The sequence below is a fragment of the Pseudomonas synxantha genome, assembly GCF_900105675.1.
Lineage (GTDB): Bacteria > Pseudomonadota > Gammaproteobacteria > Pseudomonadales > Pseudomonadaceae > Aquipseudomonas > Aquipseudomonas synxantha.
The window spans coordinates 5471536-5496214 of record NZ_LT629786.1 but is presented as its reverse complement, the minus strand read 5'-3'; the positions used below and the strand labels follow the sequence as shown (position 1 = coordinate 5496214).

The following is a 24679-nucleotide window of genomic DNA, read 5'->3' as shown; positions in this document are numbered from 1 at the left end:
CTCCGGGCAGCTTCACGTTACAAGCTTCAAGCTGCTAGCTGGAAGCTTCGGGACAAGCGGTCGGCTGCCAGGCCAATGGCCTGGCAGTGCACACTTGTCGCTGCCTTACTGCGATTTGCGCACCCGCAGGTACCACTCGGAGAGCAGCCGTACCTGTTTGTCGGTGTAGCCTCGCTCGACCATTCGCGTAACGAAGTCGTTGTGTTTTTGCTGATCCTCCTTGCTGGCCTTGGCATTGAAGCTGATGACCGGCAGTAGGTCCTCGGTGTTGGAGAACATTTTCTTCTCGATGACCACCCGCAGCTTCTCGTAGCTGAGCCAAGTAGGGTTCTTGCCGTTGTTGTTGGCCCGGGCGCGCAGTACGAAGTTGACGATTTCGTTGCGGAAATCCTTCGGATTGCTGATGCCGGCGGGTTTCTCGATTTTTTCCAGCTCCTCGTTCAGGGCCACGCGGTTGAGGATTTCGCCGGTTTCCGGATCGCGGTACTCCTGGTCCTGAATCCAGAAATCGGCATACAGCACGTAGCGGTCGAAGATGTTCTGGCCGTACTCGCTGTAGGACTCCAGGTATGCGGTCTGGATTTCCTTGCCGATAAACTCGATGTAGCGCGGTGCCAGGTATTCCTTGAGGAATCGAAGGTAGCGCTCGCGGGTTTCGGCCTGGAACTGTTCCTGTTCAATCTGCTGTTCCAGTACATAGAGCAGGTGCACCGGGTTGGCGGCAATCTCATGCGGGTCGAAGTTGAAGACCTTGGACAGGATCTTGAACGCAAAGCGAGTCGACAGGCCGTTCATACCCTCGTCCACGCCTGCTGTGTCGCGGTATTCCTGGATCGACTTGGCCTTGGGATCGGTGTCCTTGAGGTTTTCGCCGTCGTATACGCGCATTTTCGAATAGATATTCGAGTTCTCCGGCTCCTTGAGGCGCGACAGCACGGTGAACTGGGCGAGCATCTTCAGGGTGTCGGGCGCGCAGTGGGCCTTGGCCAGGGAGCTGTTGAACAGCAGCTTGTCGTAGATCTTGATCTCATCGCTGACCCGCAGGCAATACGGCACCTTGACGATGTAGATCCGGTCGATGAAGGCTTCGTTGTTCTTGTTGTTGCGGAAAGTGTGCCATTCCGATTCGTTGGAGTGGGCCAGCAGGATCCCGGTGAAGGGAATTGCCCCCAGGCCTTCGGTACTGTTGTAGTTGCCTTCCTGGGTCGCGGTGAGCAGTGGGTGGAGCACCTTGATCGGTGCCTTGAACATTTCCACAAACTCCATCAGGCCTTGGTTGGCCCTGCACAGCGCGCCTGAGTAGCTGTAGGCATCGGCGTCGTTCTGCGGGAATTCTTCAAGTTTGCGGATATCGACCTTGCCCACCAGCGCCGAAATATCCTGGTTGTTCTCGTCGCCCGGTTCGGTCTTGGCCACGCCGATCTGGTTGAGGATCGACGGGTAGAGTTTTACTACGCGGAACTGGCTGATATCGCCACCAAACTCGGCCAGGCGCTTGGTAGCCCACGGCGACATGATGGTATTGAGATAGCGTCGAGGGATACCGAAGTCTTCTTCAAGGATCGCGCCATCTTCTGTGGCGTTGAACAGGCCCAGGGGCGACTCGAAGACCGGAGAGCCCTTGATCGCGTAGAAAGGCACCTTCTCGATCAACTGCTTGAGTTTTTCGGCCAAGGACGACTTACCGCCACCGACGGGGCCGAGCAGGTAGAGAATCTGCTTCTTCTCTTCCAGGCCTTGGGCGGCATGGCGGAAGTAGGACACGATCTGGTCGATGCATTCTTCCATGCCATGGAAGTCTTCAAAGGCCGGGTAGCGGCGGATCACCTTGTTGGAAAATATCCGCGACAGGCGCGAATTGTTGGCGGTTTCCACCAACTCCGGCTCACCGATCGCCAGTAGCAGGCGCTCGGCCGCAGATGCATAGGTGCTGCGGTCCTGCTTGCACAGCTCGAGATACTCTTGAAGGGTGAGTTCCTCCTGCTGCGTGGACGCGAAGCGTTGTTGGAAGTGGCTGAAAATACTCATGACGTCGTCACCTCGCTCGATACGTGGAGCCGACGCCGGATCAATCAGTCGATGCTGGCAGTCATTGACGGACGCCAATGGCTGTTTTCCCCCCAGAACACCCTGAAACGCTACCGATGACCCGTACGCCGGTGTACCGGCTCTCCCCTGATTCGGATGGCCTGCGCTTAAGGATAGTTCGGAATCCGGGAGGTAAAGGGGTGATGCGCAATTAGTTTGGCTGCGCCGTTCGTCAGAAACGGCGCAAGCCCAAGCGTCACGCGGGGTAGCGGGGTGTGAAAAAAATTATTGCGAATCGCCTGAGGAAATTTCCGAAGGGTAAGTCGCACGCCACAGCTCAAAGCCGCCGTCCAGGCTGTAGACATCGGAGAAGCCCTGGCTGACCAGGTAGGCGGCCGCGCTTTGGCTGGAATTGCCGTGGTAGCAGGCTACGATCAGGGGCGCATCAAGGTCGGCGGCGCGGATGAAGTCGGCGATATTGACGTTATCCAGGTGCCGGGCGCCGCTGATGTGGGCGGCTGCGTAAGTCGGCTGGTCACGGATATCAACCACCACTGCACCTTGCTCGCGCAAGGCCTGGGCTTGTTCGGGAGGGATACGTTTGAATTCGCTCATGGCGGGCTCCTAAGGCTTGGCGGTGGCCGGCTGGGTAATGGGAAGGGGGGCTTGGCACTGGCAGTCATGACGCTCGCCGGTGTCGATGTTCATCAGGGTCATGGCGCCGCCCCACACACAACCGGTGTCAAGGGCGAACACGCCAGGCTCGTCGCACTTGCCTTCCAGGGCTGCCCAGTGACCGAAGATGATCCGGGTGTCACGGGTCTTGCGTTCCGGGTGGGCAAACCAGGGCTTATAACCCGGCAGCGCAGTGTCGGCGCCTTCCTTGCTCTTGAGATCCAGCTTACCCTCGGCGGTGCAGAAACGCATGCGCGTGAAGTAGTTGGTGATCACACGCAGGCGGGCCACGCCGGTGAGGTCGTTGTCCCACTTCACCGGGTCATTGCCGTACATGCCGTCGAGGTAAGCCGTATACAGGTTGTCGTCAGCCAGTGCGCTTTCGACTTCGGCGGCGCACTTGAGGGCTTTCTTCAACGTCCATTGGGGCGGGATACCCGCATGGACCAGGGCGATGTTGCGGCCTTCGTCGTAATGCATGATTTTTTGGCGACGCAGCCAGTCGAGCAGCTCGACGCGATCGGGCGCATCAAGGATTTCCCGCAAGGTATCGCCCTTTTTCAGACGCTCGATGTTATTGCCGGCGGCCAGCAGGTGCAGGTCGTGGTTGCCCAGTACGCACACCAGGGAATCACGCAGGTTATAGAGATAGCGCAGGGTTTCCAGGGACTGAGGGCCACGGTTGACCAAATCCCCCACCAGCCACAGGCGATCCTCAGCCGGGTCGAAGGCTACGCGCTCCAGCAGGCACTTGAGGGGCTCCAGGCACCCTTGCAGGTCACCGACCGCGTACGTCGCCATCAGTGCAGGGCTCCGGGCACCGCGAGGCGGAAGGGCTTGATGGTGGCGTCGAACAAGTGGCCATCGGTGGCCTTCATTTGATACGAACCTTGCATGGTGCCGACTTTGGAGGTCATCACCGTGCCACTGCTATAGGTATGGCTGGCACCGCTGTCGATCAAGGGTTGCTGGCCCACCACGCCGGCGCCGCGCACTTCCTCGACCTGGCCATCACCGTCAGTGATCACCCAGTGCCGTGACAGCAGCTTGGCCGGTACCAGCCCGTTGTTTTTCACTGTGACGGTGTAGGCAAAGGCGAAACGGTTGTGTTCAGGTTGCGATTGGTCCGCCAGGAAGCGGGTGACGACGCTGACGTCGATCTGGTAGCGAGGATCGGACATGCAAGAGGCCTTAAAAGCGGAGGACAGCAGATGCGGCTCAGTCTAGGCCATCAGGTGGGCACTAGGCCAGACATGCCGTCTGGGATAACGTGATCCAAAATGTGGGAGGGGCTTGCTCCCGATAGCGGTGTGTCAGTTGAAAATATATCCACTGATACTCCGCTATCGGGAGCAAGCCCCTCCCACATTTGGATCATGTTGTCCTTTTGTCTTATTCCGCCGTCGGAGCAGGCTGGATAGCCAGCTGGTCGGCCAGGCGTACAAATGCGGCCAGGTCCAACTGCTCGGGGCGCAGGCTGCCATCGACGCCGGCGGCCTCGATTTCAGCGGTGCTCAGCAGGGCCTTGAGGGTATTGCGCAGGGTCTTGCGACGTTGGTTGAACGCTTCGCGTACCACCCGTTCCAGCAATTTATGGTCCTTGGCCGGATGTGGCAGCACGGCGTGAGGCACCAGGCGCACGATGGCCGAGTCGACCTTGGGCGGCGGGTTGAACGCGCCAGGACCCACGTTGAACAGGTGCTCCACACGACAATGGTACTGGACCATGATCGACAACCGGCCCCAATCGCCGCCGCCAGGCCCGGCAGCCAGGCGTTCCACCACTTCTTTTTGCAGCATGAAGTGCATGTCGCGGATGATCCCGGCGTTGTTCAGCAGGTGGAAAATCAGCGGCGTGGAGATGTTGTATGGCAGGTTACCCACTACCCGCAGGCTATTGGGCGCGGCGTTGAGGCTGTTGAAATCGAACTTCAGTGCGTCGCCCTGGTGCAGGTTGAAGTTGGGCTTGCCGGCGAACTGCTGGTTGAGGATCGGGATCAGGTCCTTGTCCAGCTCTACCACGTCCAGTTGCCCGCCACTGGCGAGTAAGCCCTGGGTCAGCGCGCCCTGGCCCGGGCCGATTTCCAGCAGGCGGTCCTCGGGTTTGGCATGGATGGAGCGCAGGATGCGGTCGATCACGCCAGCGTCGTGCAGGAAGTTCTGCCCGAAGCGCTTGCGCGCCCGGTGTTGGTAATGCTCAGTCATATACGGGTCTCGGCCATCTGATAGGCGGTTTCCAGGGCCACGTGCAGGCTGCCGGTATCGATCTTGCCGCTGCCCGCCAGGTCCAGGGCGGTGCCATGGTCGACGGAGGTGCGGATGATCGGCAGGCCCAGCGTCACGTTGACTGCGGCGCCGAAGCCTTTGTATTTCAGCACGGGCAGCCCCTGGTCATGGTACATCGCCAGCACTGCGTCGCAGTGCTCCAGATATTTGGGGGTAAACAGAGTGTCTGCGGGCAGTGGACCGCGCAGGTCCATGCCTTCTTGGCGCAGGCGCTCTAATGTCGGTTCAATGATGTCGATTTCTTCATGGCCCAAGTGACCGCCCTCACCGGCGTGGGGGTTGAGCCCGCAGACCAGGATACGCGGTTGGGCAATGCCGAATTTCTGTTGCAGGTCGGCGTGCAGGATGCGCGTGACACGCTCGAGGCGCTCGGCGGTAATGGCGTCGGCGATTTCACGCAGCGGCAGATGAGTCGTCACCAAGGCGACGCGCAGGCCGTGGGTGGCGAGCATCATGACTACTTGAGCGGTGTGGGTCAGCTCGGCGAGGAATTCGGTATGGCCGGAGAAGGCGATGCCGGATTCGTTAATCACGCCTTTGTGTACCGGAGCGGTGATCATGCCGGCGAAGTCACCGTCGATACAGCCTTGGCCCGCACGGGTCAGGGTTTCCAGCACAAACGCCGCATTGGCCTTGTCCAGTTGCCCGGCAACAACCTTGGCGTGCAGCGGGGTATCCCACACATACAGGCTGCCTGCAGGCGCCGGCAGGTCAGGCCAGTTGCCCGGCGCTACGTCCAGCAGGGTGACAGCCACACCCAGTTGCGCGGCCCGCTCGAGGAGCAGGTCGCGGCTGGTGATGGCAATCAGGGGGTGTGGCTGGAGTTGCGAGGCAAGCAACAGGCAAAGGTCTGGACCAATGCCTGCCGGCTCGCCGGGTGTCACCGCGAAACGCTGGGGTTTCACTGGGTGGCCTGGTCGGTGCCTGTTTGCTCGGCGCCTGGCAGCTTGTTTTCTACATAAGCTTCGTCACGGATCTGACGCAGCCAGGTTTGCAGCTCTTCGTCGTACTTGCGGTTACGCAGTACGGTCAGGGCTTGCTGCTCGCGGGCCTGGTTGGTGTTGTCCGTGGCGCGACGGCCAAGGACTTCCAGCACATGCCAGCCGTATTGGGTCTTGAACGGTTTGGACAACACGCCTTGCGGGGTGTCGGCCATGACCTGTTGGAACTCTGGTACCAGGGCTTTTGGGTCGATCCAGTTCAAGTCGCCGCCGTTGAGGGCAGAACCTGGGTCTTCCGAGAAACTTTTGGCCAGGGTGGCGAAGTCTTCACCGTTTTCGATGCGGTCGTAGATCTTCTGCGCCAGTTCCTTGGTTTGTGCCTCGGTGCGGATTTCGCTTGGTTTAACCAGGATATGACGAACATGTACTTCGTCTTTCAGCGAGGTCTCGCCGCCGCGCTTGCCCAGCAGCTTGAGGATAATGAAACCGCCTGGCGTACGTGCCGGTTGGGTGATGTCACCCACGTTCATGGCGCTCAGTTCACGGTCGAACGGAGGTGGCAGTTGCGCGGCCTTACGCCAGCCCATGTCACCGCCGTCCAGCGCGTTATCGCTGCCGGAGACGGCGATCGCGGTCTGGGCAAAGTCAGCACCGGCCTTCAGACGGTCGTATACCGCTTGAGTCTTGGCGGCTGCGGCGTTGAGTTGCTCGGCGCTGGCGCTGTCTGGCGTCGGGATCAGGATATTGGCCAGGTGCAGTTCTTCGGAGAGCTGCATCTTGCCAAGGTCCGAGGCCAGGAAGTTCTTCACTTCCTGTTCGGACACCTGGACTCGTTCGGCCACGCGGCGCTGGCGCACACGGCTGATGATCATCTCGCGCTTGATTTGCTCACGGGCGTCCTCATAGGACAACCCGTCGTGAGCCAGGGCGGCGCGGAACTGATCGATGCTCATGTTGTTGCGTTGAGCGATGGTGCCGACGGCCTGGTTCAGTTCTTCATCCGAGATTCGGATACCGGAGCGTTCGCCGATCTGCAATTGCAGGTTTTCGACGATCAGACGCTCCAGCACCTGGGGTTCCAGGACACTGGTCGGTGGCACGCCACCGCCACGCTTGGCGATGGTTTGCTGTACTTCCTTGACCCGTTGGTCCAACTGGCTCTGCATGATCACGTCGTTGTCGACGATGGCCGCTACTTTATCCAGCTGTTGGACCGCGGCGTGTGCCGTCACAGTACCCAGGAACAGCGCGCCCAGCACTAGCGGGCGCAAACACTCAGAAAGCTTTGTCTTCACGTTCACGATAACCTTCAATGCCTTTGTCGAGGAAGCTCTCTACCTTGGCGCCGGTCAGGCCGCCGAGTCCTTTAAGGACGATCTGGAGGAAGAGCCCGTGGTCACCCTTTTCGTTCTGCGGGGCGATCTGGCTGTATTCGTCGTTGGAAACCCAGTAGCGGTTGATGACGCGCAGTTTCCAGCAGCAGTTGTCGTATTCGAAACCGCCGAAGGCTTCCAGGGTGCGGTTGCGGGCATAGTCATACTGCCAGCGGGTGATCAGGTTCCACTGCGGAACGATCGGCCACATCATCGAGAAGTCGTGTTGCTGGATTTTGTAGTAATCCTTCACGAAGTTTGGATCACCTTCCTGGCCGAAGTCACCACCAAACTGCCATTTGCCGGTCAGCTGGTTGTAGACCACTTGGTCGTTACGATAGCGGTAGCCGAGGTTGACCACCTTGTTCGGGTTGTCTTCCGGCTGGTAGTGGAACATTGCGCTGCCGGAGCGAGGGCTATGGCTATCGGTATCCCAGTTGTAGTCGGCAGTTGCGCGCCAGTCGCGGTTGAAGCGAAACTCGTATTCCAATGCGATTGGAGAAACATTGGAGTGCGCATCATCGCGCGTCTTGGCATCAACGCCTGGCAATTGAACTTCACGGTCCTTGAAGTACACCGCTTGACCGATGGATGCACGCTGACGTTCGAAGCCATTTTCTTCGATCCAACGGCTGGTAAGGCCGAAGGACAGCTTGTTCTCGTCACCGATGCGATCGGAACCGCTGAAGCGGTTATCGCGGAATAGCGAGGAGTAGCTGAAAGAGTTTTCGCTGGTGTCGAAGACCGGAATGTCACTTTGGTCTTTGTTCGGCACATAGAGGTAGAACGCGCGAGGTTCGAGTGTCTGGTTGTAGTCTTTGCCGAACCAATTGGTCGTGCGGTCGAAATACAGGCCGCTGTCGATGCTGGCGATAGGCACAGAGCGATCTTGCGAGCTGTTAAACGTCTGGCCGGCCAGGGCCATTTGGTCCTTGCCTTTACCATCTAGATCCAGGTCATATTTGGTATAGACGTACTTCAACTTCGGCGTGATAAAGCCGTAGCTCCAGTTCATCGGGTACGAGACGGCTGGCGCAACGTTGAGACGGGTACCGTTTGCACGGGTCAGACCTGTCACGTTTTCATCCAGGCGTCTCTCGCCGATGGTGCCATCCGCATTAAACGGGCCACCATCTTGGTCGCGAACTCTACCGCTGCGCAAGTCACGATCGAACCTTACTGCTTCGGTCTCATAAGAGAAGTTCAGCCCAGCTGGTTGAAACGGGAGGGTACCGTTAAATGTAATTTGCGGTAGTCGATCATACGGAGTGATCTGGGAAATCGTCGCCAATTGCATCGACTGGACATTCAGACGGGCCTGATAGGAGTCCCCGCGATAGGTCAAAGCACCTTGCTGATTCAGGAAGTCCTGGCTCTGAACGCCTTCCTGATAGGACTTCAAGTCCTGGAAGTAGAACGGATCGCTGATTTTGGTGTAATCAACCAGTGTCGACAAGCGTGAATCCAGCCCACCCCGATGCTGCCAATTGAGCATATAACGGGTTTTTTCGGAGTCGGTCTGCTTGCTTCGCTCGTCGTTGTCGTCGTTGAGATACGCCCCACCAAACTGCCCTTCACTGGACTTGGTCAGGTAGCGGAATTCGCCTTCCATCAACAAGCCGCGCTTGGTCATGTATTGCGGGTACAACGTAGCGTCATAGTTCGGCGCCAGGTTGAAGTAGTACGGCGTCACCAGGGTGAAGCCCGTCTCGCCACCGGTGCTGAAGCTCGGCGGCAGGAAGCCGGATTGACGACGGTCGTCGATCGGGAAGTAGATGTAAGGGGTGTACAGGATCGGGATGTTCTTGACCCGCAACGTCGCGTTGGTGGCTGTACCGAAACCGGTGGCCGGGTTCAACGTGATGTTGTTGCCCTTGAGCTGCCAGGCGTTGCTGTCTGGCTCGCAGGTGGTGTACGTACCGTCCTTGAGACGGATGATCGCGTTCTCGGCACGCTTGGCGTACAGCGCGTTACCGCGGATGCGTGACTTGTGCATCACGTATTCGGCGTTGTCGATCTGGGCGGCGCCGGTGTCCAGCTGCACTTCGGCATGGTCGCCGACGATCAGTGCGCCGTTGTCGCGCAGACGCACCTTGCCGTTCAGCTCGCCGCGGTTCTCGGCCTGGTACAGGCTGGCTTCGTCCGACTCCAGCTGCATGCTGCCCTGGCGCATGACCACGTCACCGGCCAGGGTCGCAACCTGCTGCTCCTGCTCGTAACGAGAGGCCTTGGCACCGATGAAGGTCGGCGCATCGCTCTTGTTCGTCTTGTCGTTCATGCCAGGACGAACAGGCTCGATGTAGGCACCACTGCAGTAAGGACCGGTTTCGGCCAGCTGTGCTGCGGTCAGCTTCTCGCGAGGCACCCAGTCCAGGTGGCTGTAGTCGGCGCTGCGCGAACGCAGGCCACGGCCCTTGGCTTCGGTGACCAGCATGGTCTTCGGCTCGGCGTCGACCTTGCCGCCGGCTTCGCCTTGCGGCGTGCCGTTGGCCGAGCTGACGGCGGAACCGTCATGCACCGGACGCGGCGGCAGCGGGGCGGCGGCGGTCTTCGGCGCACAATCCCAGGCACCCGAAGCGGAGACCGAGCAGTCATACTGCTCAGCGGCGACCACGTGTGAAGTGGCGAAAGGTTGCATGGCCAGCAGACTGCCGGTTACCAGCAACGGAAATTTTCTACGAAACGCGGGGGATTTCAATGCCATCTTATTAGTCCGGGCTTCCTGCGTGCCATCTGCCCGCGGTTTGGGCCGCACGCCTCTCGATGGTCTGAAAAAGATGCGTGATAATAAAGCATGCCCCGCTTGACGGCTAGCGCCGTCGGAGACCTCTGTAATGCCCGAGCAAGATCTACGTTTACAACAGCTGGAAGTCTGGCTGGATGAGCAGTTGCCAATCCTATTCAACGCTCAGGACTGGGGCGCCGTGCCCCCGGCCACATTGACCGCGGCCAGCAGTGACGCGAGTTTCAGGCGTTACTTCCGCTGGGAGGGCGGTGACCATACGTTCGTTGTCATGGACGCGCCACCTCCCCAGGAAAACTGCAAACCTTTCGTCGATATCGCGCATCTGCTGGCGAAATCGGGAATAAATGTGCCGAAAATTTACGCAGAAGATTTGCCCCGTGGCTTTCTTTTGCTTAATGACCTGGGCAGAAAAACCTATCTGGACGTGATTGACGGTGAAAACGCCGATCAGTTATTTGCCGATGCCATCGATGCGCTGCTCGCGTTTCAGCAACTGCCGATGGACCAACCACTGCCCAGCTACGACGTGGCCTTGTTGCGCCGCGAGCTGGAATTGTTCCCGGAGTGGTACGTACGCCGACACTTGGGAGTCGACTTTGACACCGAGCAACAGGCCCTCTGGCAGCGTGTCAGCGAGCAGTTGATCGACAGTGCCCTGGCGCAGCCCAAGGTGCTGGTGCATCGCGACTATATGCCGCGCAACCTGATGATCAGCTCGCCCAGCCCTGGCGTTCTGGATTTCCAGGACGCGGTCTACGGCCCGGTAACCTACGACATTACCTGCCTGTTCAAGGATGCCTTCCTCAGCTGGCCCCAGGCCCGCGTGAGAGAATGGCAGCGTGGCTATTGGCAGCGCGCCGGGCAGCTGGGGATTCCCGTACAGGATGACTTTGAAGATTTCCTGCGTGCCAGCGACCTGATGGGCGTGCAGCGCCACCTCAAGGTTATCGGCATCTTTTCGCGCATTTGCCACCGCGACGGTAAGCCACGCTACCTGGCGGACGTGCCGCGCTTCTTCGCTTATATAGACGCCGTGCTCGCCGACCGGCCTGAGTTGAGCGAACTGGGCGAGCTGCTTGCCAGCCTTCGCCAACCCGCCGAGGCGAGCGTATGAAGGCCATGATCCTGGCGGCGGGCAAAGGCGAGCGGATGCGTCCGCTCACGCTGCATACGCCCAAGCCGCTGGTGCAGGCCGGTGGCAAGCGCCTGATCGAATATCACCTGGAAGCGCTGACCAAGGCCGGCTTCACCGATATCGTGATCAACCACGCCTGGCTCGGTCAACAGATCGAGAGTTACCTGGGCGATGGTGCGCAGTTCGGCCTGCGCATCCGCTATTCACCGGAGGGCGAACCGCTGGAAACCGGCGGCGGGATTTTCCAGGCCCTCCCGTTACTGGGGGATGAGCCGTTCCTGGTGGTCAATGGCGATATCTGGACCGACTACGATTTCGCCCGGCTCAAGCAACCGCTCAAGGGCCTGGCGCATCTGGTGATGGTCGACAACCCGGCGCATCACCCCTCCGCAGGTGATTTCCGTCTGGATCATGGTGTGCTTCATGATGCGGCGCCCGGTGCCGATAACCTGACCTTCAGTGGCATATCAGTGCTAGACCCTCAATTGTTCGCGGGTTGCAGCGCGGGTGCCTTCAAGCTGGCCCCGCTGTTGCGGGCGGCCATGGCTAAAGGGCTGGTAACGGGAGAACACATGACAGGACGTTGGATTGATGTCGGCACGTTGGAGCGCCTGGCACAGGTCGAAACTCTGCTGACAGCGGGGCAGTAGGATGTTGTGGCCAGGGACGCTGATTGGCGCCGGGGCTGGCTTTGCCATTGCCAGTATCCCGGGGGCATTGTTGGGTGCATTGCTGGGGCAGGCATTGGATCGTCGCCTGCAGCTGCACAGTTGGGCGCAGTTGCGCGAACGCCTGGGCGGGCGGCCGGCATTGCGCAACGACGAATTGTTGTTTGTGCTGTTGGGGCGGCTGGCCAAGAGTAATGGACGGGTTGTCGATGGGCATATCCAGCAGGCGCGTCAGGAAATGCGTTCGTTGGACATGAGCGAGCCGGCCCAGCGCCGCGCCATCATGGCATTCAACCGTGGTAAATCCGGCAGTGTCCGTGTACGCAGCTACCTACGTGTACTCAAGGCCCAGCCCCATGCGGCGGAAGGCGTCTTGCGTGCTTGTTGGCGCATGGCCTGGGCGGACGGCCGGGCGGATGATGCCGAGCGCGACCTGATCGACCAGTGGGGCAAGTGGCTGGGCTGGACACCGCAACAACTCCAGGCGCTGGCAGTCGATTACGCGCCGGAGCGTAAGCCATTGGCGAGTCGTGGCGGGGCTTATCAGGAGGCGTTGCGGATTCTAGGCGTGACGGCAACTACCGAACCTTCAGTGATCAAGCGCGCCTACCGCCGCCTGCTCAGCCGTCACCATCCGGACAAGATCGCTGGCAGCGGTGCCAGCCCCGCGCAGGTACGGGAGGCGACGGAGCGCACCCGGGACCTGCATAACGCCTATGCGTTGATTCGCGAGCGGCGGGATTTTCGCTGAGGCGATTGGCCTGAAAACCCCAGCTAATGTGGGAGGGGGCTTGCCCCCGATTGCGAGCTGTCAGCCAATGAATATGTTGACTGATACACCGCTATCGGGAGCAAGCCCCCTCCCACATTGGTCTATATTGATTTCGAATTTGTGATCAGTCGGCGCCGGCCTGCGGGCTCAGCCACCCACGAACCCGCCGATACAACTGTTCCTGCTCTGCTGCGCTATTGCCGGGCAAAGCCGTGAGTGATACCTGCTTATAGGCGTCATTTTTCGAGCGTTTGGCGGCCTGAATGCGTTCCTGGGCGTTTTTGCGTTCCTGGGCGCCATCTTGATAGAACACATCCGCCGTAGGCACTTTCAAGCTCGGCGCCAGTTGTTGCAGGTCTGGTTGACGGGCGGCGGGCGTCTTTCCGGCCACCATGACCAATTTCTGCACCTGCGAGGGCTGTTTCTCGCCCAGGTAACGTGCCGCCCACCAGGCGCCGGTGCCATGGCCGAGCAAGACCACGCTGCGGGCGCTCTGGGTCTGGGCAAAGGCGACGGCGGCATCGATACGGTCGAAGATGCGCTTGGCGTCGGTCTTGTCCTGTTCATCCGCGCCCGGTACCACCGCCGGGTCAGTACCTTCGGCCTCGGCGCTGGCGGCCTGTTCGACGGGTTTGGCCGCCGTGCTGCCCTCCTTGCTGCTGGTATCGACCGCAGCCTTGGGCGGCTCGATGACGCGTGGCGGCAGAGTGTCCACATTCACGTCCGGCAACGACAGGCTCAGGGTACCCCAGTGGGCGTCTGGTAACTTGCTCCGCAAGGGGGCGATGGCTTGCGGCCAGTCAGCGTTCTCTCCGGCCCCTGGCACAATAATCACCACACCTTCAGCTTCGGCACTGTTGGCAGGTTTCCAGAGTGCCAAAAACGAATCGCTGCCAGCCTGCAACTGTTGTTGTTCCTGTGGCGGCACCTGCCGTTCGAGCGCGCTGGCTTCTGCCTGGCTACGCTCGGGCAGGGGGTGGCGTTCAACCGGTTTTTCGTCTGCAGGCGCTGGCGCTTCGGCGGCCTGCACGGGCGGGGCGCTGGTCAATAGTAGCGATAGGCACAATGCTGACAGTGCCGAGTGGTGAGGAAAAAGCATCGTTAATTCCCGGCCAGAAGTGATTCCAGCAGCCTAATGGGTTGGTCGGTATTTGTCAGTGGCGTGAGGAGTGGTTTTCGCGTTCAACTCGTTATCGGCTGTTTGTAGTTTGCCTTGAAGGGTAGGGCGTCGTCTGAGCCCTCTGACCATTCAGCCAATGAATGGCAGACAACATCCTGTGGGCAGCTATTCTTGTGCCAGCCCAACATTAATAAGAGGCCGCGCACATGAGTACTTCCTCATTCAAGATCGCCCACAAACTGCTGACCGGCGCGGGCGCCATTGAACAACTGGCCGCTGAGCTCACGCGCCTGGATGTCGATAACCCGCTGATCGTCACCGATGCCGCGCTGGTCAAGTCCGGCACCGTAGCGTTGGCCCTGGAGCACCTGGGTGATCGCGCCTACGAAATTTTTGATCGTGTGCTGCCTGACCCGGAAATCGCCATCGTCGAAGACTGCATGCGTGCGTATCGCGAGGGTGGGCATGACGGTCTTATTGGCGTGGGCGGCGGCAGTGCCATTGATATTGCCAAGAGCGTGGCAGCCTATGCCGGCTACCACGGCGCGCTGGCGGACTTGTTCGGCGTCGACCAGGTGCCGCGCAAGGGCCCGCCGCTGATCGCCATCCCCACCACGGCCGGCACCGGCTCGGAAGTGACCAATGTGGCGATCCTCTCCGACAAGGCCGCACAGCTGAAAAAAGGCATCGTCAGCGACTACCTGCTGCCGGATGTGGCGCTGATCAGCCCGCAAATGACCCTGACCTGCCCGCGCAGCGTCACTGCCGCCAGTGGTGTGGATGCCTTGGTGCATGCCATCGAATCCTACCTGTCACTGAATGCCTCACCGATTACCGACGCCCTGGCCATCGGTGCGATCAAGTTGATTGCCCGCGCGCTGCCCAAGGCTTACGCCAATCCGGCCAATCTGCAGGCCCGTGACGACATGGCCACCGCCAGCCTCATGGCCGGCATGGCCTTTGGTAACGCTGGGGTCGGCGCCGTGCATGCGCTGGCGTATCCGCTGGGTGGGCGCTTCAATATCGCCCATGGTGTGAGCAATGCGCTGCTGCTGCCCTATGTGATGCATTGGAACAAATTGGCATGTGTTGAACGAATGCAGGATATTGCTCAGGCCATGGGTGTGAACGTGGCCGGCTTGAGTGTCAACGATGCTGCCGACCGTGCCGTGGAGGCCATGACGCGCTTGTGTGCCGCAGTGGAGATCCCGGCGGGGCTGCGCAGTTTCGGAGTGCCCGAGGATGCCATTGCGTCCATGGCCACGGAGGCGGCAGGTATCGAGCGCCTGATGCGCAATAATCCGCGTCAGCTCAGCGCGGCGGATATCGAGAAAATCTACCGAGCGGCTTATTAACCATTGAGATAGGTCACCGTGCGCGCAGCAAAGCATGAGGTATACAATGCGCGCCATCGTGATTTAGCTCAAAAAGGTGCGTCATGCAGCCCTTCGTCATCGCTCCATCGATTCTCTCCGCCGACTTCGCCCGCCTGGGTGAAGAAGTGGACAAAGTGTTGGCCGCCGGCGCCGACTTCGTGCACTTCGATGTCATGGACAATCACTACGTGCCCAACCTGACCATCGGCCCGATGGTCTGCGCCGCGCTGCGCAAGTACGGCATCACCGCACCGATCGACGCGCACCTGATGGTCAGCCCGGTGGACCGCATCATCGGCGACTTCGTTGAGGCCGGCGCGACCTACATCACCTTCCACCCGGAGGCGTCGTTGCATGTCGACCGTACCCTGCAACTGATCCACGAAGGCGGCTGCAAGGCCGGCCTGGTGTTCAATCCGGCCACCCCGCTGAGCGTGCTTGAGTACGTGATGGACAAGGTCGACATGGTCTTGCTGATGAGCGTCAACCCAGGTTTCGGCGGACAGAAGTTCATCCCGGGCACCCTGAACAAGCTGCGCGAAGCTCGCGCACTGATCGATGCGTCCGGCCGCGATATCCGCCTGGAAATCGACGGTGGGGTTAACGTCAACAACATCCGTGAGATCGCTGCTGCTGGCGCTGATACCTTCGTGGCTGGCTCAGCAATCTTCAACGCCCCGGACTACCAGGCCGTCATCGACAAAATGCGCGCCGAACTGGCGCTGGCGCGTCCATGAGCGGCTTTGAGCAGTTGTTCCCCGGCAAACTGCCACGGCTGGTGATGTTCGATCTGGACGGTACCTTGATCGATTCGGTGCCCGACCTGGCGGCGGCGGTGGATGAGATGCTGCTCAAGCTGGGACGCAAGCCGGCGGGGGTCGAATCGGTGCGTGAATGGGTGGGCAACGGTGTGCAGATGCTGGTGCGCCGGGCCCTTGCCAACCATATCGACGCCGAAGGCGTAGATGACGTCGAGGCCGAACACGCCTTGGAGTTGTTCAATGTGGCCTATGAAAATGGCCATGAGCTCACCGTTGTCTACCCCGGTGTGCGTGACACGCTCAAATGGTTGAGCAAGCAGGGTGTGGAAATGGCCTTGATCACCAACAAGCCGGAGCGTTTTGTCGCACCCTTGTTGGACCAGATGAAGATCGGTCGTTATTTCCGCTGGATCATCGGTGGCGACACCTTGCCGCAGAAGAAGCCTGACCCGGCTGCGCTGTTCTTCGTGATGAAAATGGCCAATATCCCGGCGTCCCAATCATTGTTTGTCGGCGATTCGCGCAGCGATGTGCTGGCGGCAAAGGCCGCCGGAGTCAAGTGCGTGGCCCTGAGCTACGGCTACAACCATGGGCGGCCGATTGCAGAAGAATCGCCGGCCCTGGTGATTGACGACCTGCGACTGTTAATCCCCGGTTGCCTGGGAGCGGGCGCTGAGATAACGTTGCCCAACATTGATCCGTCCCCTTCTGGAAACGTCATCGTGGTGGTTACTCGCAAACTCTGGATGAAAGTCATCAAGGCCCTGGCCCGCTGGCGTTGGCGCGCCTGACTGATCCTCGCCGCGCTGCGGCACGTTTGCCTACCTGACCGTTTGTCCCTCATGCCACGAGGCACCCCATGATCCGTGAAGAATTCCTGCGTTTGGCCGCTGCCGGCTATAACCGTATTCCCCTGGCCTGCGAAACCCTGGCCGACTTCGATACGCCACTGTCGATCTACCTGAAACTGGCCGACGAGCCCAATTCCTACCTGCTCGAGTCGGTACAGGGCGGCGAGAAGTGGGGCCGTTACTCGATCATCGGCCTGCCATGCCGCACCGTGTTGCGGGTACACGACCATCATGTGAGCATCACCCATGACGGCGTCGAGATCGAAAGCCATGACGTAGAAGACCCGCTGGCCTTTGTCGAAACCTTCAAGGCACGCTACAACGTGCCAACTATTCCTGGCCTGCCGCGTTTCAACGGTGGCTTGGTGGGGTATTTCGGCTACGACTGCGTGCGTTATGTAGAAAAGCGCCTGGGGAAATGTCCGAATCCGGACCCTTTGGGTGTACCGGACATTTTGCTGATGGTGTCCGACGCGGTGGTGGTGTTCGACAACCTTGCCGGCAAGATGCATGCGATTGTTCTCGCCGACCCTGCCCAAGAGGCCGCCTTCGAGCAAGGCCAGGCCAGCCTTGAAGCGTTGCTGGAAAAACTGCGTCAGCCGATCGCCCCGCGTCGCGGCCTGGACCTCAGCCGACCACCGGCGGCCGACCCGGTGTTCCGTTCCAGCTTTACCCAGGCCGACTACGAGCGTGCGGTCGACACCATCAAGGAATATATCCTTGCCGGTGACTGCATGCAGGTGGTGCCGTCGCAACGTATGTCCATCGACTTCAAGGCTGCGCCGATTGACCTCTACCGGGCGCTGCGTTGCTTCAATCCGACCCCCTACATGTACTTCTTCAATTTTGGCGACTTCCATGTCGTAGGCAGTTCGCCGGAAGTGCTGGTACGTGTCGAAGACAACCTGATCACCGTTCGCCCGATCGCCGGTACTCGCCCGCGCGGCGCGACCGAAGAGGCGGATGTGGCGCTGGAAGAAGACCTGCTCAGCGACGATAAGGAAATCGCCGAGCACCTGATGCTGATCGACCTGGGCCGCAACGACACCGGGCGTGTCTCTGAAATCGGCTCGGTGAAACTGACCGAGAAGATGGTCATCGAGCGCTATTCCAACGTGATGCATATCGTGTCCAACGTCACCGGCGAACTGAAAGCCGGATTGACGGCGATGGATGCGTTGCGGGCGATCTTGCCGGCGGGCACGCTGTCGGGTGCGCCGAAGATCCGCGCCATGGAAATCATCGATGAACTGGAGCCGGTCAAGCGTGGTGTCTATGGCGGTGCCGTGGGGTATTTTGCCTGGAACGGCAATATGGACACTGCGATTGCGATCCGCACCGCGGTGATCAAGGACGGCGAGCTGCATGTGCAGGCCGGAGGAGGGATTGTGGCTGACTCGGTGCCGGCCCTTGAATGGGAAGAAACCCTGAACAAGCGCCGGGCGATGTTCCGTGCCGTGGCGCTGGCGGAGCAAACGCCACAAGACTAAAGCTGAAATAAAAAATGTGGGAGCGGGCTTGCCCGCGATGGCGGTGTGTCACTCGAGATATTCAGTGACTGATCTACCGCCATCGCAGGCAAGCCAGCTCCCACATTTGTTTTGTGCAGTATTTAGAAATCCAGACTGACCCCGACATTGACCCCTTGCTGGGTCAAATTGTCATCCTTCCTGAGGTTATACGCCGCCCGCAACGCCAGGTCCTGAGTCAGCTTGTGGCTGACACCCAGGCTCAAGCGATCGGAATTGCTGCGAGGCGTATACCCGTCCAGCTTGAAGTCGATTCCCTGCACGCTGTTGAGCGAAATATTCACCTTCTGCGTGTCATTTTCGAACTCGTGTTCGTGAGCCACTTCGCCGAACACCTGGGTTTGCGGTGTGATGCGGTAGCTGCCCTGCAGGCCGACGCCAAGACGCTTGGAGTCGCGTTGTTGATCATCGAAGGTCAGTGCGGTGGAGCGACTGTTTTTTTCCGAATAACCATTCACTTCGACGCGTGCATAATCGGCGCTGATGAACGGCGACAGGTGCCAGTCGCTGCCCGGTGCAGCAAGGTCGTAGCCCAGCCGGCCGCTAAAGGCCCAGAGCCAGCCATCGGTATCGCCTTTTTCGGACGCTTCGTTCACGCCCAGGGCGAACTTGCGCTTGAGGCTGTCGAAGTCCAGTTTGCCGCCGGTCACGGCGGCATCGGCCCACCATTGATTTTGCTGGTATTGAGCGAAGGCCGTGCCCATGTAGCTGTTGAGCTTGTAGTCCGAATCGTTGGTGCCAGCTTCCAGTGTCTGTCGATACAGGCCGGCGGCAACCCCTACGCGCCAGTTTTCATCGAGCCGGTAGCTGCCGCCGATATTCAGGTTGTAGCCGCTGCCGTCGCCACTGGCCGAACTGCTCTGGTCGTCGAAATCCAGACGCTGCCCACCGCCGGCCACGATTGCACGCCATTGACCGACGGCTTGCCAGTTGCCGTTGTCTGCTTGCCATTGATTGCGTAGCTCGTCCTGGTGGGCGCGCAATGTGCCTTGGGCCATTTCCGGCAGTAAGGTCAGCTCCCAGGGCGCCGCCAGCAGTGAATAGGCATAGTCGGCAATCAACCGTTGTCCCGCCACCGTGGGGTGGACCGAGTCGTTGTAGATCAGCTTGGTCGGGTCCGGGTTGGTGCCGCCGATGCCATAGGTTGGGTTGGCGGTACAACTGTTTCCGCTGAAACAGGTACCGGTCAGATTCTGCCCCGTGGCCAGGCCGAAGCGCGCTGGATCGGCGAAGGTTTCCTTCAGCAACAACGCGATATTCAAAGGGATAACCTGGGCGTCGACGTACGACAGGCGCTGGACCAATGACTGGTTGAATATAGTGCTCAGGGCCGAGGTTGCGGCCTGCTGCGGGGTGCCATTGATGGCCGGTGTCAACCCAAGGTCGGGCAACATCCACACCATGATGTAACGCGCACCGGCTTGTTGCAGCGCCTGGGCGCTTTCAGCCAGGCGCCCGCCGGCGGCGATGGCTTGTTCGGGGCTCAGTACGCGACCTTGGAGGAAGTCATTGCCGCCGCCGGAGAGAAAGTACAGTGCATTGGGGTCGGCCCGTCCGCCGTTGGCTGGCAGATATCCCTGGCGGCTGCGCAAAACTGTACCCGCACCAGGGTTGCCGGGTGGGATGGCGGCATCTGAAACCGAGGTAATGGAGTCGAGGATATCGTCGGTACGGTAGCCACCGACGGCCCAGTTGTTGCCATCTGGCAACCCCTGGGCTGCGCGAACCGGTGAGGTGGAGGCGTTCAAGTCGTTGGGGGCTACTCCCAGTTTCGCGCCCAACAGGGTCGATGAAACCAGGCCGTATTCACCCTGGAATGTCGGGCCTGTGCGGTTGGTAAAGCGTAGCGTGGAGCCATTCGAGCCATCGGGAAACTGGCCCGCATCGGCCAGGCTGTCACCAAAAACCACCATCGTTGAATACGGTGACGGCGCTGCGAACGCCTGGGCGCATGCCAGTGACAAGAGACAGCTGGCAAGGGGCGCGAAAAATGCTGGTCTGAACATGCAAGGTTCCATTTGGTTGTTTTTGTATCGGAACTCAAACACTAGCAAAACTTCTGGCATTTTCTGTAGGGATATACCGAATTCGCCTACGTTCCCCCCCGTATTTACTACTCCATATTGCACCGCTGGCTAGGCTACGTTACTGTGCCTGAACGTATGAATGAGACCCTCCCCGTGTTGATCATCAGCAAACTCTTGATGCGAGTAGTCAAGGCACACGCCCGTTGGCGTTGGCGCGCCTGACATTTTTCTCCGCCGGCCCGGCCGGACCTGTAACGATTTGCCTTCTTCACCCGTTGTCTGACGCCCCTTGCCGGCTACCCCCGGCAATCGGAACGTGCGTCTGGCAGCGGGTCACTCTCTAGGAAGGCCGTCATTTGAAATCAGTGAATTCAAGAGGCTTGAACCCCACATGTTGCTGATGATTGATAACTACGACTCCTTTACCTACAACGTTGTGCAATACCTTGGCGAGCTCGGTGCCGAGGTCAAGGTCGTGCGCAACGATGAACTGACCGTCGCCGAAATTGCCGCCCTGAATCCGGAGCGTATCGTGGTTTCGCCAGGCCCTTGCACGCCGACCGAAGCGGGCATCTCTCTTGAAGCCATCAGCTATTTCGCCGGCAAGCTGCCGATCCTGGGCGTATGCCTGGGCCATCAGTCCATCGGCCAGGCGTTTGGCGGTGACGTGGTACGGGCGCGCCAAGTCATGCATGGCAAGACCAGCCCGGTGTTCCATAAGGATCTGGGTGTGTTTCATGGCCTGAACCTGCCCGTGACGGTGACCCGTTATCACTCGCTGGTGGTCAAGCGCGAAACCTTGCCCGAATGCCTGGAGTTGACCGCCTGGACCCAGCTGGAGGACGGCTCGGTCGATGAGATCATGGGTCTGCGTCACAAGACACTGAATATCGAAGGGGTGCAGTTTCACCCTGAATCAATCCTGACCGAGCAGGGCTACGAGCTGTTCGCCAACTTTCTCAAGCAGAGCGGCGGCACGCGCTAAGGACTTTTCATGGATATCAAGACTGCCCTGAACCGTATCGTCGGTCATCTGGACCTGAGCACTGCCGAAATGAGCGATGTGATGCGCGAGATCATGACCGGTCAATGTACCGACGCGCAGATCGGCGCCTTTATGATGGCAATGCGCATGAAGAGCGAAAGCATCGATGAAATCGTCGGTGCGGTGTCGGTGATGCGTGAGCTGGCGGACAGGGTCGAACTCAAGACCCTCGACGGCGTTGTCGATGTGGTCGGCACCGGCGGTGACGGTGCGAATATTTTCAACGTGTCGACAGCCTCATCTTTTGTGGTGGCTGCCGCTGGCTGCACCGTCGCCAAGCATGGTAACCGTGCGGTATCCGGCAAGAGCGGCAGTGCCGATTTGCTGGAAGCGGCGGGTATCTACCTGAACCTCACGCCGGTACAAGTAGCACGCTGCATTGACAGCGTTGGCATTGGCTTCATGTTTGCCCAGTCCCATCACGGCGCGATGAAGCACGCTGCCGGCCCACGCAAGGACCTCGGCCTGCGTACCCTGTTCAACATGCTTGGCCCGCTTACGAATCCGGCCGGTGTGAAGCATCAGGTGGTGGGTGTGTTCAGTCAGGCGTTGTGCCGGCCACTGGCCGAAGTCTTGCAGCGTCTGGGCAGCAAGCATGTGCTCGTGGTGCATTCCAAGGATGGCCTGGACGAATTCAGCCTGGCGGCGCCGACCTTTGTCGCAGAGCTGAAGAACGATGAGGTCACTGAGTATTGGGTCGAGCCTGAGGACTTGGGTATGAAGAGTCAGAGCTTGCACGGCTTGGCGGTGGAAAGCCCGGCAGCTTCGCTGGAACTGATTCGTGATGCTCTGGGACGCCGTAAGACCGAAAACGGTCAGAAGGCCGCGGAGATGATTGTTCTGAATGCTGGCGCGGCACTTTACGCAGCCGACCACGCCTATAGTCTTAAGGAAGGTGTCGCCTTGGCCCACGATGCGCTGCACACTGGTCTGGCTCGTGAGAAGCTCGAAGAGCTGGGAGCCTTCACTGCCGTATTCAAGATGGAGAATGAAGGATGAGTGTGCCGACCGTTCTGGAAAAGATCCTGGCCCGAAAGGCCGAAGAGGTGGCCGAGCGCCGCGCCCGCGTTAGCCTGGCCGAGCTGGAGGCGCAGGCGAAGGTCGCCGATGCGCCACGGGGTTTTGCCAATGCCTTGATCGCCCAGGCCAAGCTCAAGCAGCCGGCCGTGATCGCCGAGGTGAAAAAAGCCTCGCCGAGCAAAGGCGTCATTCGCGAAAACTTTGTACCGGCTGAAATCGCCGCCAGCTATGAGAAGGGCGGTGCGACTTGCCTGTCCGTGCTGACCGATATTGATTACTTCCAGGGTTCCGACCTGTTCCTGCAACAGGCTCGTGCTGCATGCAAGTTGCCGGTGATCCGCAAGGACTTCATGGTTGACCCTTACCAGATCGTCGAAGCCCGAGCCTTGGGCGCTGACTGCGTGTTATTGATCGTCTCCGCACTGGATGACGTGAAGATGGCCGAGTTGGCGGCGGTGGCCAAAAGCGTCGGTCTTGACGTACTGGTCGAAGTGCATGACGGCGGCGAGCTTGAGCGCGCACTGAAAACCCTCGACACGCCGCTGGTGGGGGTCAACAACCGTAACCTGCATACGTTTGAAGTCAGCCTGGAAAATACCCTGGATCTGTTGCCGCGTATTCCCCGTGATCGCTTGGTGATTACTGAAAGTGGCATCGTCAATCGTGCCGACGTGGAGCTGATGGAAATCAGCGGCGTCTACTCGTTCCTGGTGGGCGAGACGTTCATGCGTGCCGAGAACCCAGGGGCGGAATTGCAACGCCTGTTCTTCCCAGAGCGTGGCGTGACAGTCAGCGGTTCGACATTAGACTGATCCAAAATGCGCTAAAAATGTGGGAGGGGGCCTGCCCCGATAGCATTCCTTCAGTTGATGATCAGTCGGCTGACGGTTCGCTATCGGGGGCAAGCCCCCTCCCACATTGGGCCTTGTGTTTAATCTGAGAGGTAGGTGTTCGATGACTCAGCCCGTGATCATGACTGTAGAAGCGGGCCTTGCCGCCGAGCAGCAGCTGTTGGCAGCCGTTGGCGCGGGCGAGCAGGACTTCGGGCTGTTGTTCTGGCAGCCCAGCGATCAGGCGCTGGTCATGCCGCGCCGTTTGAGTCGGCTGCCGGCATTTGCGGTGGCCAGCCAAATCTCGGCGGATGCCGGTTGGCCGGTGTTGCTGCGGGAAACTGGGGGTGAACCCGTGCCGCAGTCCGCTGCCACGGTCAATATCGCCTTGGTGTATGCGCCGCCGCGCAGTGAGGGCGACCAAGGCCGCATCGAAACCGGTTACCAGCGCTTGTGCCAGCCGATCTGCGATTTTCTGCTCGAGTTGGGCGGCGATGCCTCCGTTGGCGAAATCGACGGAGCTTTTTGCGATGGTCGGTACAACGTTAATCTCAATGGCCGCAAGATGGTCGGTACCGCCCAGCGTTGGCGCCAAAGTGGCGGTCGTCCGGTGGGCTTGATCCACGGCGCCTTGTTGCTGGATAACGATCGTGAAGAACTGATCAATGCGGTCAACCGCTTCAATCAAGCCTGTGGCCTGGAACAGCGGGTGCGTGCCGAGAGCCATATCGCCCTGCACGAAGCGTTTCCCGCACCGGATGCGATCAGTCGGCTCGACAGGTTGTACCGTCAAATGCTGGCCAGCTTCCTGCCGGGTTAGCGGGTGCCGAATACCACCATCGTCTTGCCTTTGACATGTACCAGGTTGCGCTCTTCCAGGTCCTTGAGCACACGACCGACCATTTCCCGTGAACAGCCGACAATACGCCCGATCTCCTGGCGCGTGACCTTGATCTGCATGCCGTCGGGATGGGTCATGGCGTCGGGCTGTTTGCACAACTCCAGCAGGCAGCGCGCTACGCGACCGGTGACATCGAAGAACGCCAGGTCGCCGACCTTGCGCGTGGTATCACGCAGGCGTTGGGCGATCTGGCCGCTCAGGGCATACAAGATATCCGGATCATGCTGGGCCAGTTCGCGAAATTTCGCATAGCTGATCTCGGCGACTTCGCACTCAACCTTGGTGCGTACCCAAGCACTGCGCTCCTGTTCCTTGCCCGCCTGCTCAAACAACCCCAACTCCCCGAAAAAATCTCCGGTGTTCAGGTACGCGATGATCATTTCGCGGCCGTCTTCATCCTCGATCAGGATGGTGACCGAGCCCTTGATAATGAAAAACAGGGTTTCTGAGCGCTCGCCGGCGCAGATGATGTTGTGCTTGGCCGGATGACGTCGGCGCTGGCAATGCATCAACAGCTTGTCGAGGTTCTTGATCTTGGGTGTGGGAGTAAGAGCAACCATGGTTGTTTCCCGAAAGACTGCGCGGTGTGGTTGGC

At 59.8% G+C, this 24679-nt stretch carries 22 protein-coding genes; 11 read left to right on the top strand and 11 right to left on the bottom strand.

What is annotated here, in order from left to right:
- Positions 1 to 105: 105 nt before the first annotated feature.
- From BLU48_RS25505 to BLU48_RS25470, 8 genes are all read right to left on the bottom strand, one after another.
- Complete coding sequence (locus tag BLU48_RS25505) at positions 106 to 2028, bottom strand: PrkA family serine protein kinase (RefSeq protein WP_003194732.1); 1923 nt, start codon at positions 2026 to 2028, stop codon at positions 106 to 108.
- Positions 2029 to 2313: 285 nt separating this feature from the next.
- On the bottom strand, positions 2314 to 2643 hold the full coding sequence (gene glpE / locus BLU48_RS25500) for a thiosulfate sulfurtransferase GlpE (protein WP_046069794.1): 330 nt from the start codon (positions 2641 to 2643) through the stop codon (positions 2314 to 2316).
- Positions 2644 to 2652: 9 nt separating this feature from the next.
- Positions 2653 to 3504 (bottom strand): symmetrical bis(5'-nucleosyl)-tetraphosphatase, encoded by an 852-nt coding sequence (locus BLU48_RS25495; protein WP_057022945.1) that lies wholly within the window; start codon positions 3502 to 3504, stop codon positions 2653 to 2655.
- Positions 3504 to 3884: a Co2+/Mg2+ efflux protein ApaG gene (gene apaG, locus BLU48_RS25490; protein WP_043049712.1), complete on the bottom strand. Its 381-nt coding sequence runs from the start codon at positions 3882 to 3884 to the stop codon at positions 3504 to 3506. Before apaG ends, BLU48_RS25495 begins: the two co-directional genes overlap by 1 nt.
- A gap of 211 nt (positions 3885 to 4095) precedes the next feature.
- On the bottom strand, positions 4096 to 4908 hold the full coding sequence (gene rsmA / locus BLU48_RS25485) for a 16S rRNA (adenine(1518)-N(6)/adenine(1519)-N(6))-dimethyltransferase RsmA (RefSeq protein WP_043049711.1): 813 nt from the start codon (positions 4906 to 4908) through the stop codon (positions 4096 to 4098).
- Positions 4905 to 5894, bottom strand: a complete 990-nt coding sequence (pdxA, locus tag BLU48_RS25480) for a 4-hydroxythreonine-4-phosphate dehydrogenase PdxA (protein ID WP_057022946.1) — start codon at positions 5892 to 5894, stop codon at positions 4905 to 4907. Before pdxA ends, rsmA begins: the two co-directional genes overlap by 4 nt.
- Positions 5891 to 7225, bottom strand: coding sequence for a peptidylprolyl isomerase (locus tag BLU48_RS25475; RefSeq protein ID WP_138233671.1), 1335 nt, complete (start codon positions 7223 to 7225; stop codon positions 5891 to 5893). Before BLU48_RS25475 ends, pdxA begins: the two co-directional genes overlap by 4 nt.
- Positions 7206 to 10007, bottom strand: a complete 2802-nt coding sequence (locus BLU48_RS25470) for an LPS-assembly protein LptD (RefSeq protein WP_057022948.1) — start codon at positions 10005 to 10007, stop codon at positions 7206 to 7208. Before BLU48_RS25470 ends, BLU48_RS25475 begins: the two co-directional genes overlap by 20 nt.
- A 130-nt stretch (positions 10008 to 10137) precedes the next feature.
- Here BLU48_RS25470 and BLU48_RS25465 point away from each other — a divergent pair, with 130 nt between their 5' ends.
- From BLU48_RS25465 to BLU48_RS25455, 3 genes are read left to right on the top strand one after another with little or no spacing between them, the layout of a single operon-like run.
- Positions 10138 to 11163, top strand: a complete 1026-nt coding sequence (locus tag BLU48_RS25465; RefSeq protein WP_057022949.1) for an aminoglycoside phosphotransferase family protein — start codon at positions 10138 to 10140, stop codon at positions 11161 to 11163.
- Positions 11160 to 11834: an N-acetylmuramate alpha-1-phosphate uridylyltransferase MurU gene (gene murU / locus BLU48_RS25460; RefSeq protein WP_057022950.1), complete on the top strand. Its 675-nt coding sequence runs from the start codon at positions 11160 to 11162 to the stop codon at positions 11832 to 11834. Before BLU48_RS25465 ends, murU begins: the two co-directional genes overlap by 4 nt.
- Position 11835: 1 nt before the next feature.
- Positions 11836 to 12603, top strand: a complete 768-nt coding sequence (locus tag BLU48_RS25455; protein ID WP_057022951.1) for a TerB family tellurite resistance protein — start codon at positions 11836 to 11838, stop codon at positions 12601 to 12603.
- Between the two features lie 145 nt (positions 12604 to 12748).
- Here the strand turns inward: BLU48_RS25455 and BLU48_RS25450 are convergent, their stop codons facing one another.
- Positions 12749 to 13723: an alpha/beta hydrolase family protein gene (locus BLU48_RS25450; RefSeq protein WP_057022952.1), complete on the bottom strand. Its 975-nt coding sequence runs from the start codon at positions 13721 to 13723 to the stop codon at positions 12749 to 12751.
- A 227-nt stretch (positions 13724 to 13950) separates the two neighbouring features.
- Here BLU48_RS25450 and BLU48_RS25445 point away from each other — a divergent pair, with 227 nt between their 5' ends.
- The 4 genes from BLU48_RS25445 (at position 13951) to trpE (ending at position 18222) form a co-directional block, all read left to right on the top strand.
- Positions 13951 to 15099, top strand: a complete 1149-nt coding sequence (locus tag BLU48_RS25445; RefSeq protein WP_043051160.1) for an iron-containing alcohol dehydrogenase — start codon at positions 13951 to 13953, stop codon at positions 15097 to 15099.
- A gap of 83 nt (positions 15100 to 15182) precedes the next feature.
- A complete protein-coding gene (gene rpe / locus BLU48_RS25440; protein ID WP_046069785.1) occupies positions 15183 to 15857 on the top strand; it encodes a ribulose-phosphate 3-epimerase in 675 nt (224 codons plus the stop codon).
- Complete coding sequence (locus BLU48_RS25435; protein ID WP_057022953.1) at positions 15854 to 16672, top strand: phosphoglycolate phosphatase; 819 nt, start codon at positions 15854 to 15856, stop codon at positions 16670 to 16672. The genes rpe and BLU48_RS25435 overlap by 4 nt, the downstream gene beginning before the upstream one ends.
- Before the next feature lie 68 nt (positions 16673 to 16740).
- Positions 16741 to 18222, top strand: a complete 1482-nt coding sequence (trpE, locus tag BLU48_RS25430) for an anthranilate synthase component I (RefSeq protein ID WP_057022954.1) — start codon at positions 16741 to 16743, stop codon at positions 18220 to 18222.
- Positions 18223 to 18344: 122 nt separating this feature from the next.
- On the opposite strand, the gene estP is transcribed toward trpE, so the two are convergent.
- Positions 18345 to 20267 carry an esterase EstP gene (estP, locus tag BLU48_RS25425; protein ID WP_057022955.1) on the bottom strand — a complete coding sequence of 641 codons (1923 nt, stop codon included), beginning with the start codon at positions 20265 to 20267 and terminating at the stop codon, positions 18345 to 18347.
- 412 nt (positions 20268 to 20679) lie between these two features.
- On the opposite strand from estP, the gene BLU48_RS25420 reads away from it, so the two are divergent.
- The 4 genes from BLU48_RS25420 to BLU48_RS25405 all read left to right on the top strand — a co-directional run bounded on the left by BLU48_RS25420 (position 20680) and on the right by BLU48_RS25405 (position 24003).
- On the top strand, positions 20680 to 21273 hold the full coding sequence (locus tag BLU48_RS25420) for an aminodeoxychorismate/anthranilate synthase component II (RefSeq protein WP_046069781.1): 594 nt from the start codon (positions 20680 to 20682) through the stop codon (positions 21271 to 21273).
- Between the two features lie 9 nt (positions 21274 to 21282).
- Positions 21283 to 22332 (top strand): anthranilate phosphoribosyltransferase, encoded by a 1050-nt coding sequence (trpD, locus tag BLU48_RS25415; protein WP_043051166.1) that lies wholly within the window; start codon positions 21283 to 21285, stop codon positions 22330 to 22332.
- Positions 22329 to 23165: an indole-3-glycerol phosphate synthase TrpC gene (gene trpC / locus BLU48_RS25410; protein ID WP_057022956.1), complete on the top strand. Its 837-nt coding sequence runs from the start codon at positions 22329 to 22331 to the stop codon at positions 23163 to 23165. Before trpD ends, trpC begins: the two co-directional genes overlap by 4 nt.
- A gap of 142 nt (positions 23166 to 23307) precedes the next feature.
- Positions 23308 to 24003, top strand: a complete 696-nt coding sequence (locus BLU48_RS25405) for a lipoate--protein ligase family protein (RefSeq protein WP_046069779.1) — start codon at positions 23308 to 23310, stop codon at positions 24001 to 24003.
- Here the strand turns inward: BLU48_RS25405 and crp are convergent.
- Positions 24000 to 24644 (bottom strand): cAMP-activated global transcriptional regulator CRP, encoded by a 645-nt coding sequence (gene crp, locus BLU48_RS25400; RefSeq protein ID WP_005792020.1) that lies wholly within the window; start codon positions 24642 to 24644, stop codon positions 24000 to 24002. The genes BLU48_RS25405 and crp overlap by 4 nt on opposite strands.
- Positions 24645 to 24679: the final 35 nt, after the last annotated feature.

What these genes read in the sequence shown, in the direction of transcription:
- BLU48_RS25505 (WP_003194732.1), bottom strand. Translation starts at nt 2,028, where the DNA reads ATGAGTATTTTCAGCCACTTCCAACAACGCTTCGCGTCCACGCAGCAG.
- BLU48_RS25495 (WP_057022945.1), bottom strand. Translation starts at nt 3,504, where the DNA reads ATGGCGACGTACGCGGTCGGTGACCTGCAAGGGTGCCTGGAGCCCCTC.
- BLU48_RS25450 (WP_057022952.1), bottom strand. Translation starts at nt 13,723, where the DNA reads ATGCTTTTTCCTCACCACTCGGCACTGTCAGCATTGTGCCTATCGCTA.
- BLU48_RS25435 (WP_057022953.1), top strand. Translation starts at nt 15,854, where the DNA reads ATGAGCGGCTTTGAGCAGTTGTTCCCCGGCAAACTGCCACGGCTGGTG.
- trpE (WP_057022954.1), top strand. Translation starts at nt 16,741, where the DNA reads ATGATCCGTGAAGAATTCCTGCGTTTGGCCGCTGCCGGCTATAACCGT.
- BLU48_RS25445 (WP_043051160.1), top strand. Translation starts at nt 13,951, where the DNA reads ATGAGTACTTCCTCATTCAAGATCGCCCACAAACTGCTGACCGGCGCG.
- BLU48_RS25405 (WP_046069779.1), top strand. Translation starts at nt 23,308, where the DNA reads ATGACTCAGCCCGTGATCATGACTGTAGAAGCGGGCCTTGCCGCCGAG.
- glpE (WP_046069794.1), bottom strand. Translation starts at nt 2,643, where the DNA reads ATGAGCGAATTCAAACGTATCCCTCCCGAACAAGCCCAGGCCTTGCGC.
- BLU48_RS25420 (WP_046069781.1), top strand. Translation starts at nt 20,680, where the DNA reads ATGTTGCTGATGATTGATAACTACGACTCCTTTACCTACAACGTTGTG.
- estP (WP_057022955.1), bottom strand. Translation starts at nt 20,267, where the DNA reads ATGTTCAGACCAGCATTTTTCGCGCCCCTTGCCAGCTGTCTCTTGTCA.
- trpC (WP_057022956.1), top strand. Translation starts at nt 22,329, where the DNA reads ATGAGTGTGCCGACCGTTCTGGAAAAGATCCTGGCCCGAAAGGCCGAA.
- apaG (WP_043049712.1), bottom strand. Translation starts at nt 3,884, where the DNA reads ATGTCCGATCCTCGCTACCAGATCGACGTCAGCGTCGTCACCCGCTTC.
- murU (WP_057022950.1), top strand. Translation starts at nt 11,160, where the DNA reads ATGAAGGCCATGATCCTGGCGGCGGGCAAAGGCGAGCGGATGCGTCCG.
- BLU48_RS25470 (WP_057022948.1), bottom strand. Translation starts at nt 10,007, where the DNA reads ATGGCATTGAAATCCCCCGCGTTTCGTAGAAAATTTCCGTTGCTGGTA.
- rsmA (WP_043049711.1), bottom strand. Translation starts at nt 4,908, where the DNA reads ATGACTGAGCATTACCAACACCGGGCGCGCAAGCGCTTCGGGCAGAAC.
- BLU48_RS25455 (WP_057022951.1), top strand. Translation starts at nt 11,836, where the DNA reads ATGTTGTGGCCAGGGACGCTGATTGGCGCCGGGGCTGGCTTTGCCATT.
- trpD (WP_043051166.1), top strand. Translation starts at nt 21,283, where the DNA reads ATGGATATCAAGACTGCCCTGAACCGTATCGTCGGTCATCTGGACCTG.
- rpe (WP_046069785.1), top strand. Translation starts at nt 15,183, where the DNA reads ATGCAGCCCTTCGTCATCGCTCCATCGATTCTCTCCGCCGACTTCGCC.
- BLU48_RS25465 (WP_057022949.1), top strand. Translation starts at nt 10,138, where the DNA reads ATGCCCGAGCAAGATCTACGTTTACAACAGCTGGAAGTCTGGCTGGAT.
- crp (WP_005792020.1), bottom strand. Translation starts at nt 24,644, where the DNA reads ATGGTTGCTCTTACTCCCACACCCAAGATCAAGAACCTCGACAAGCTG.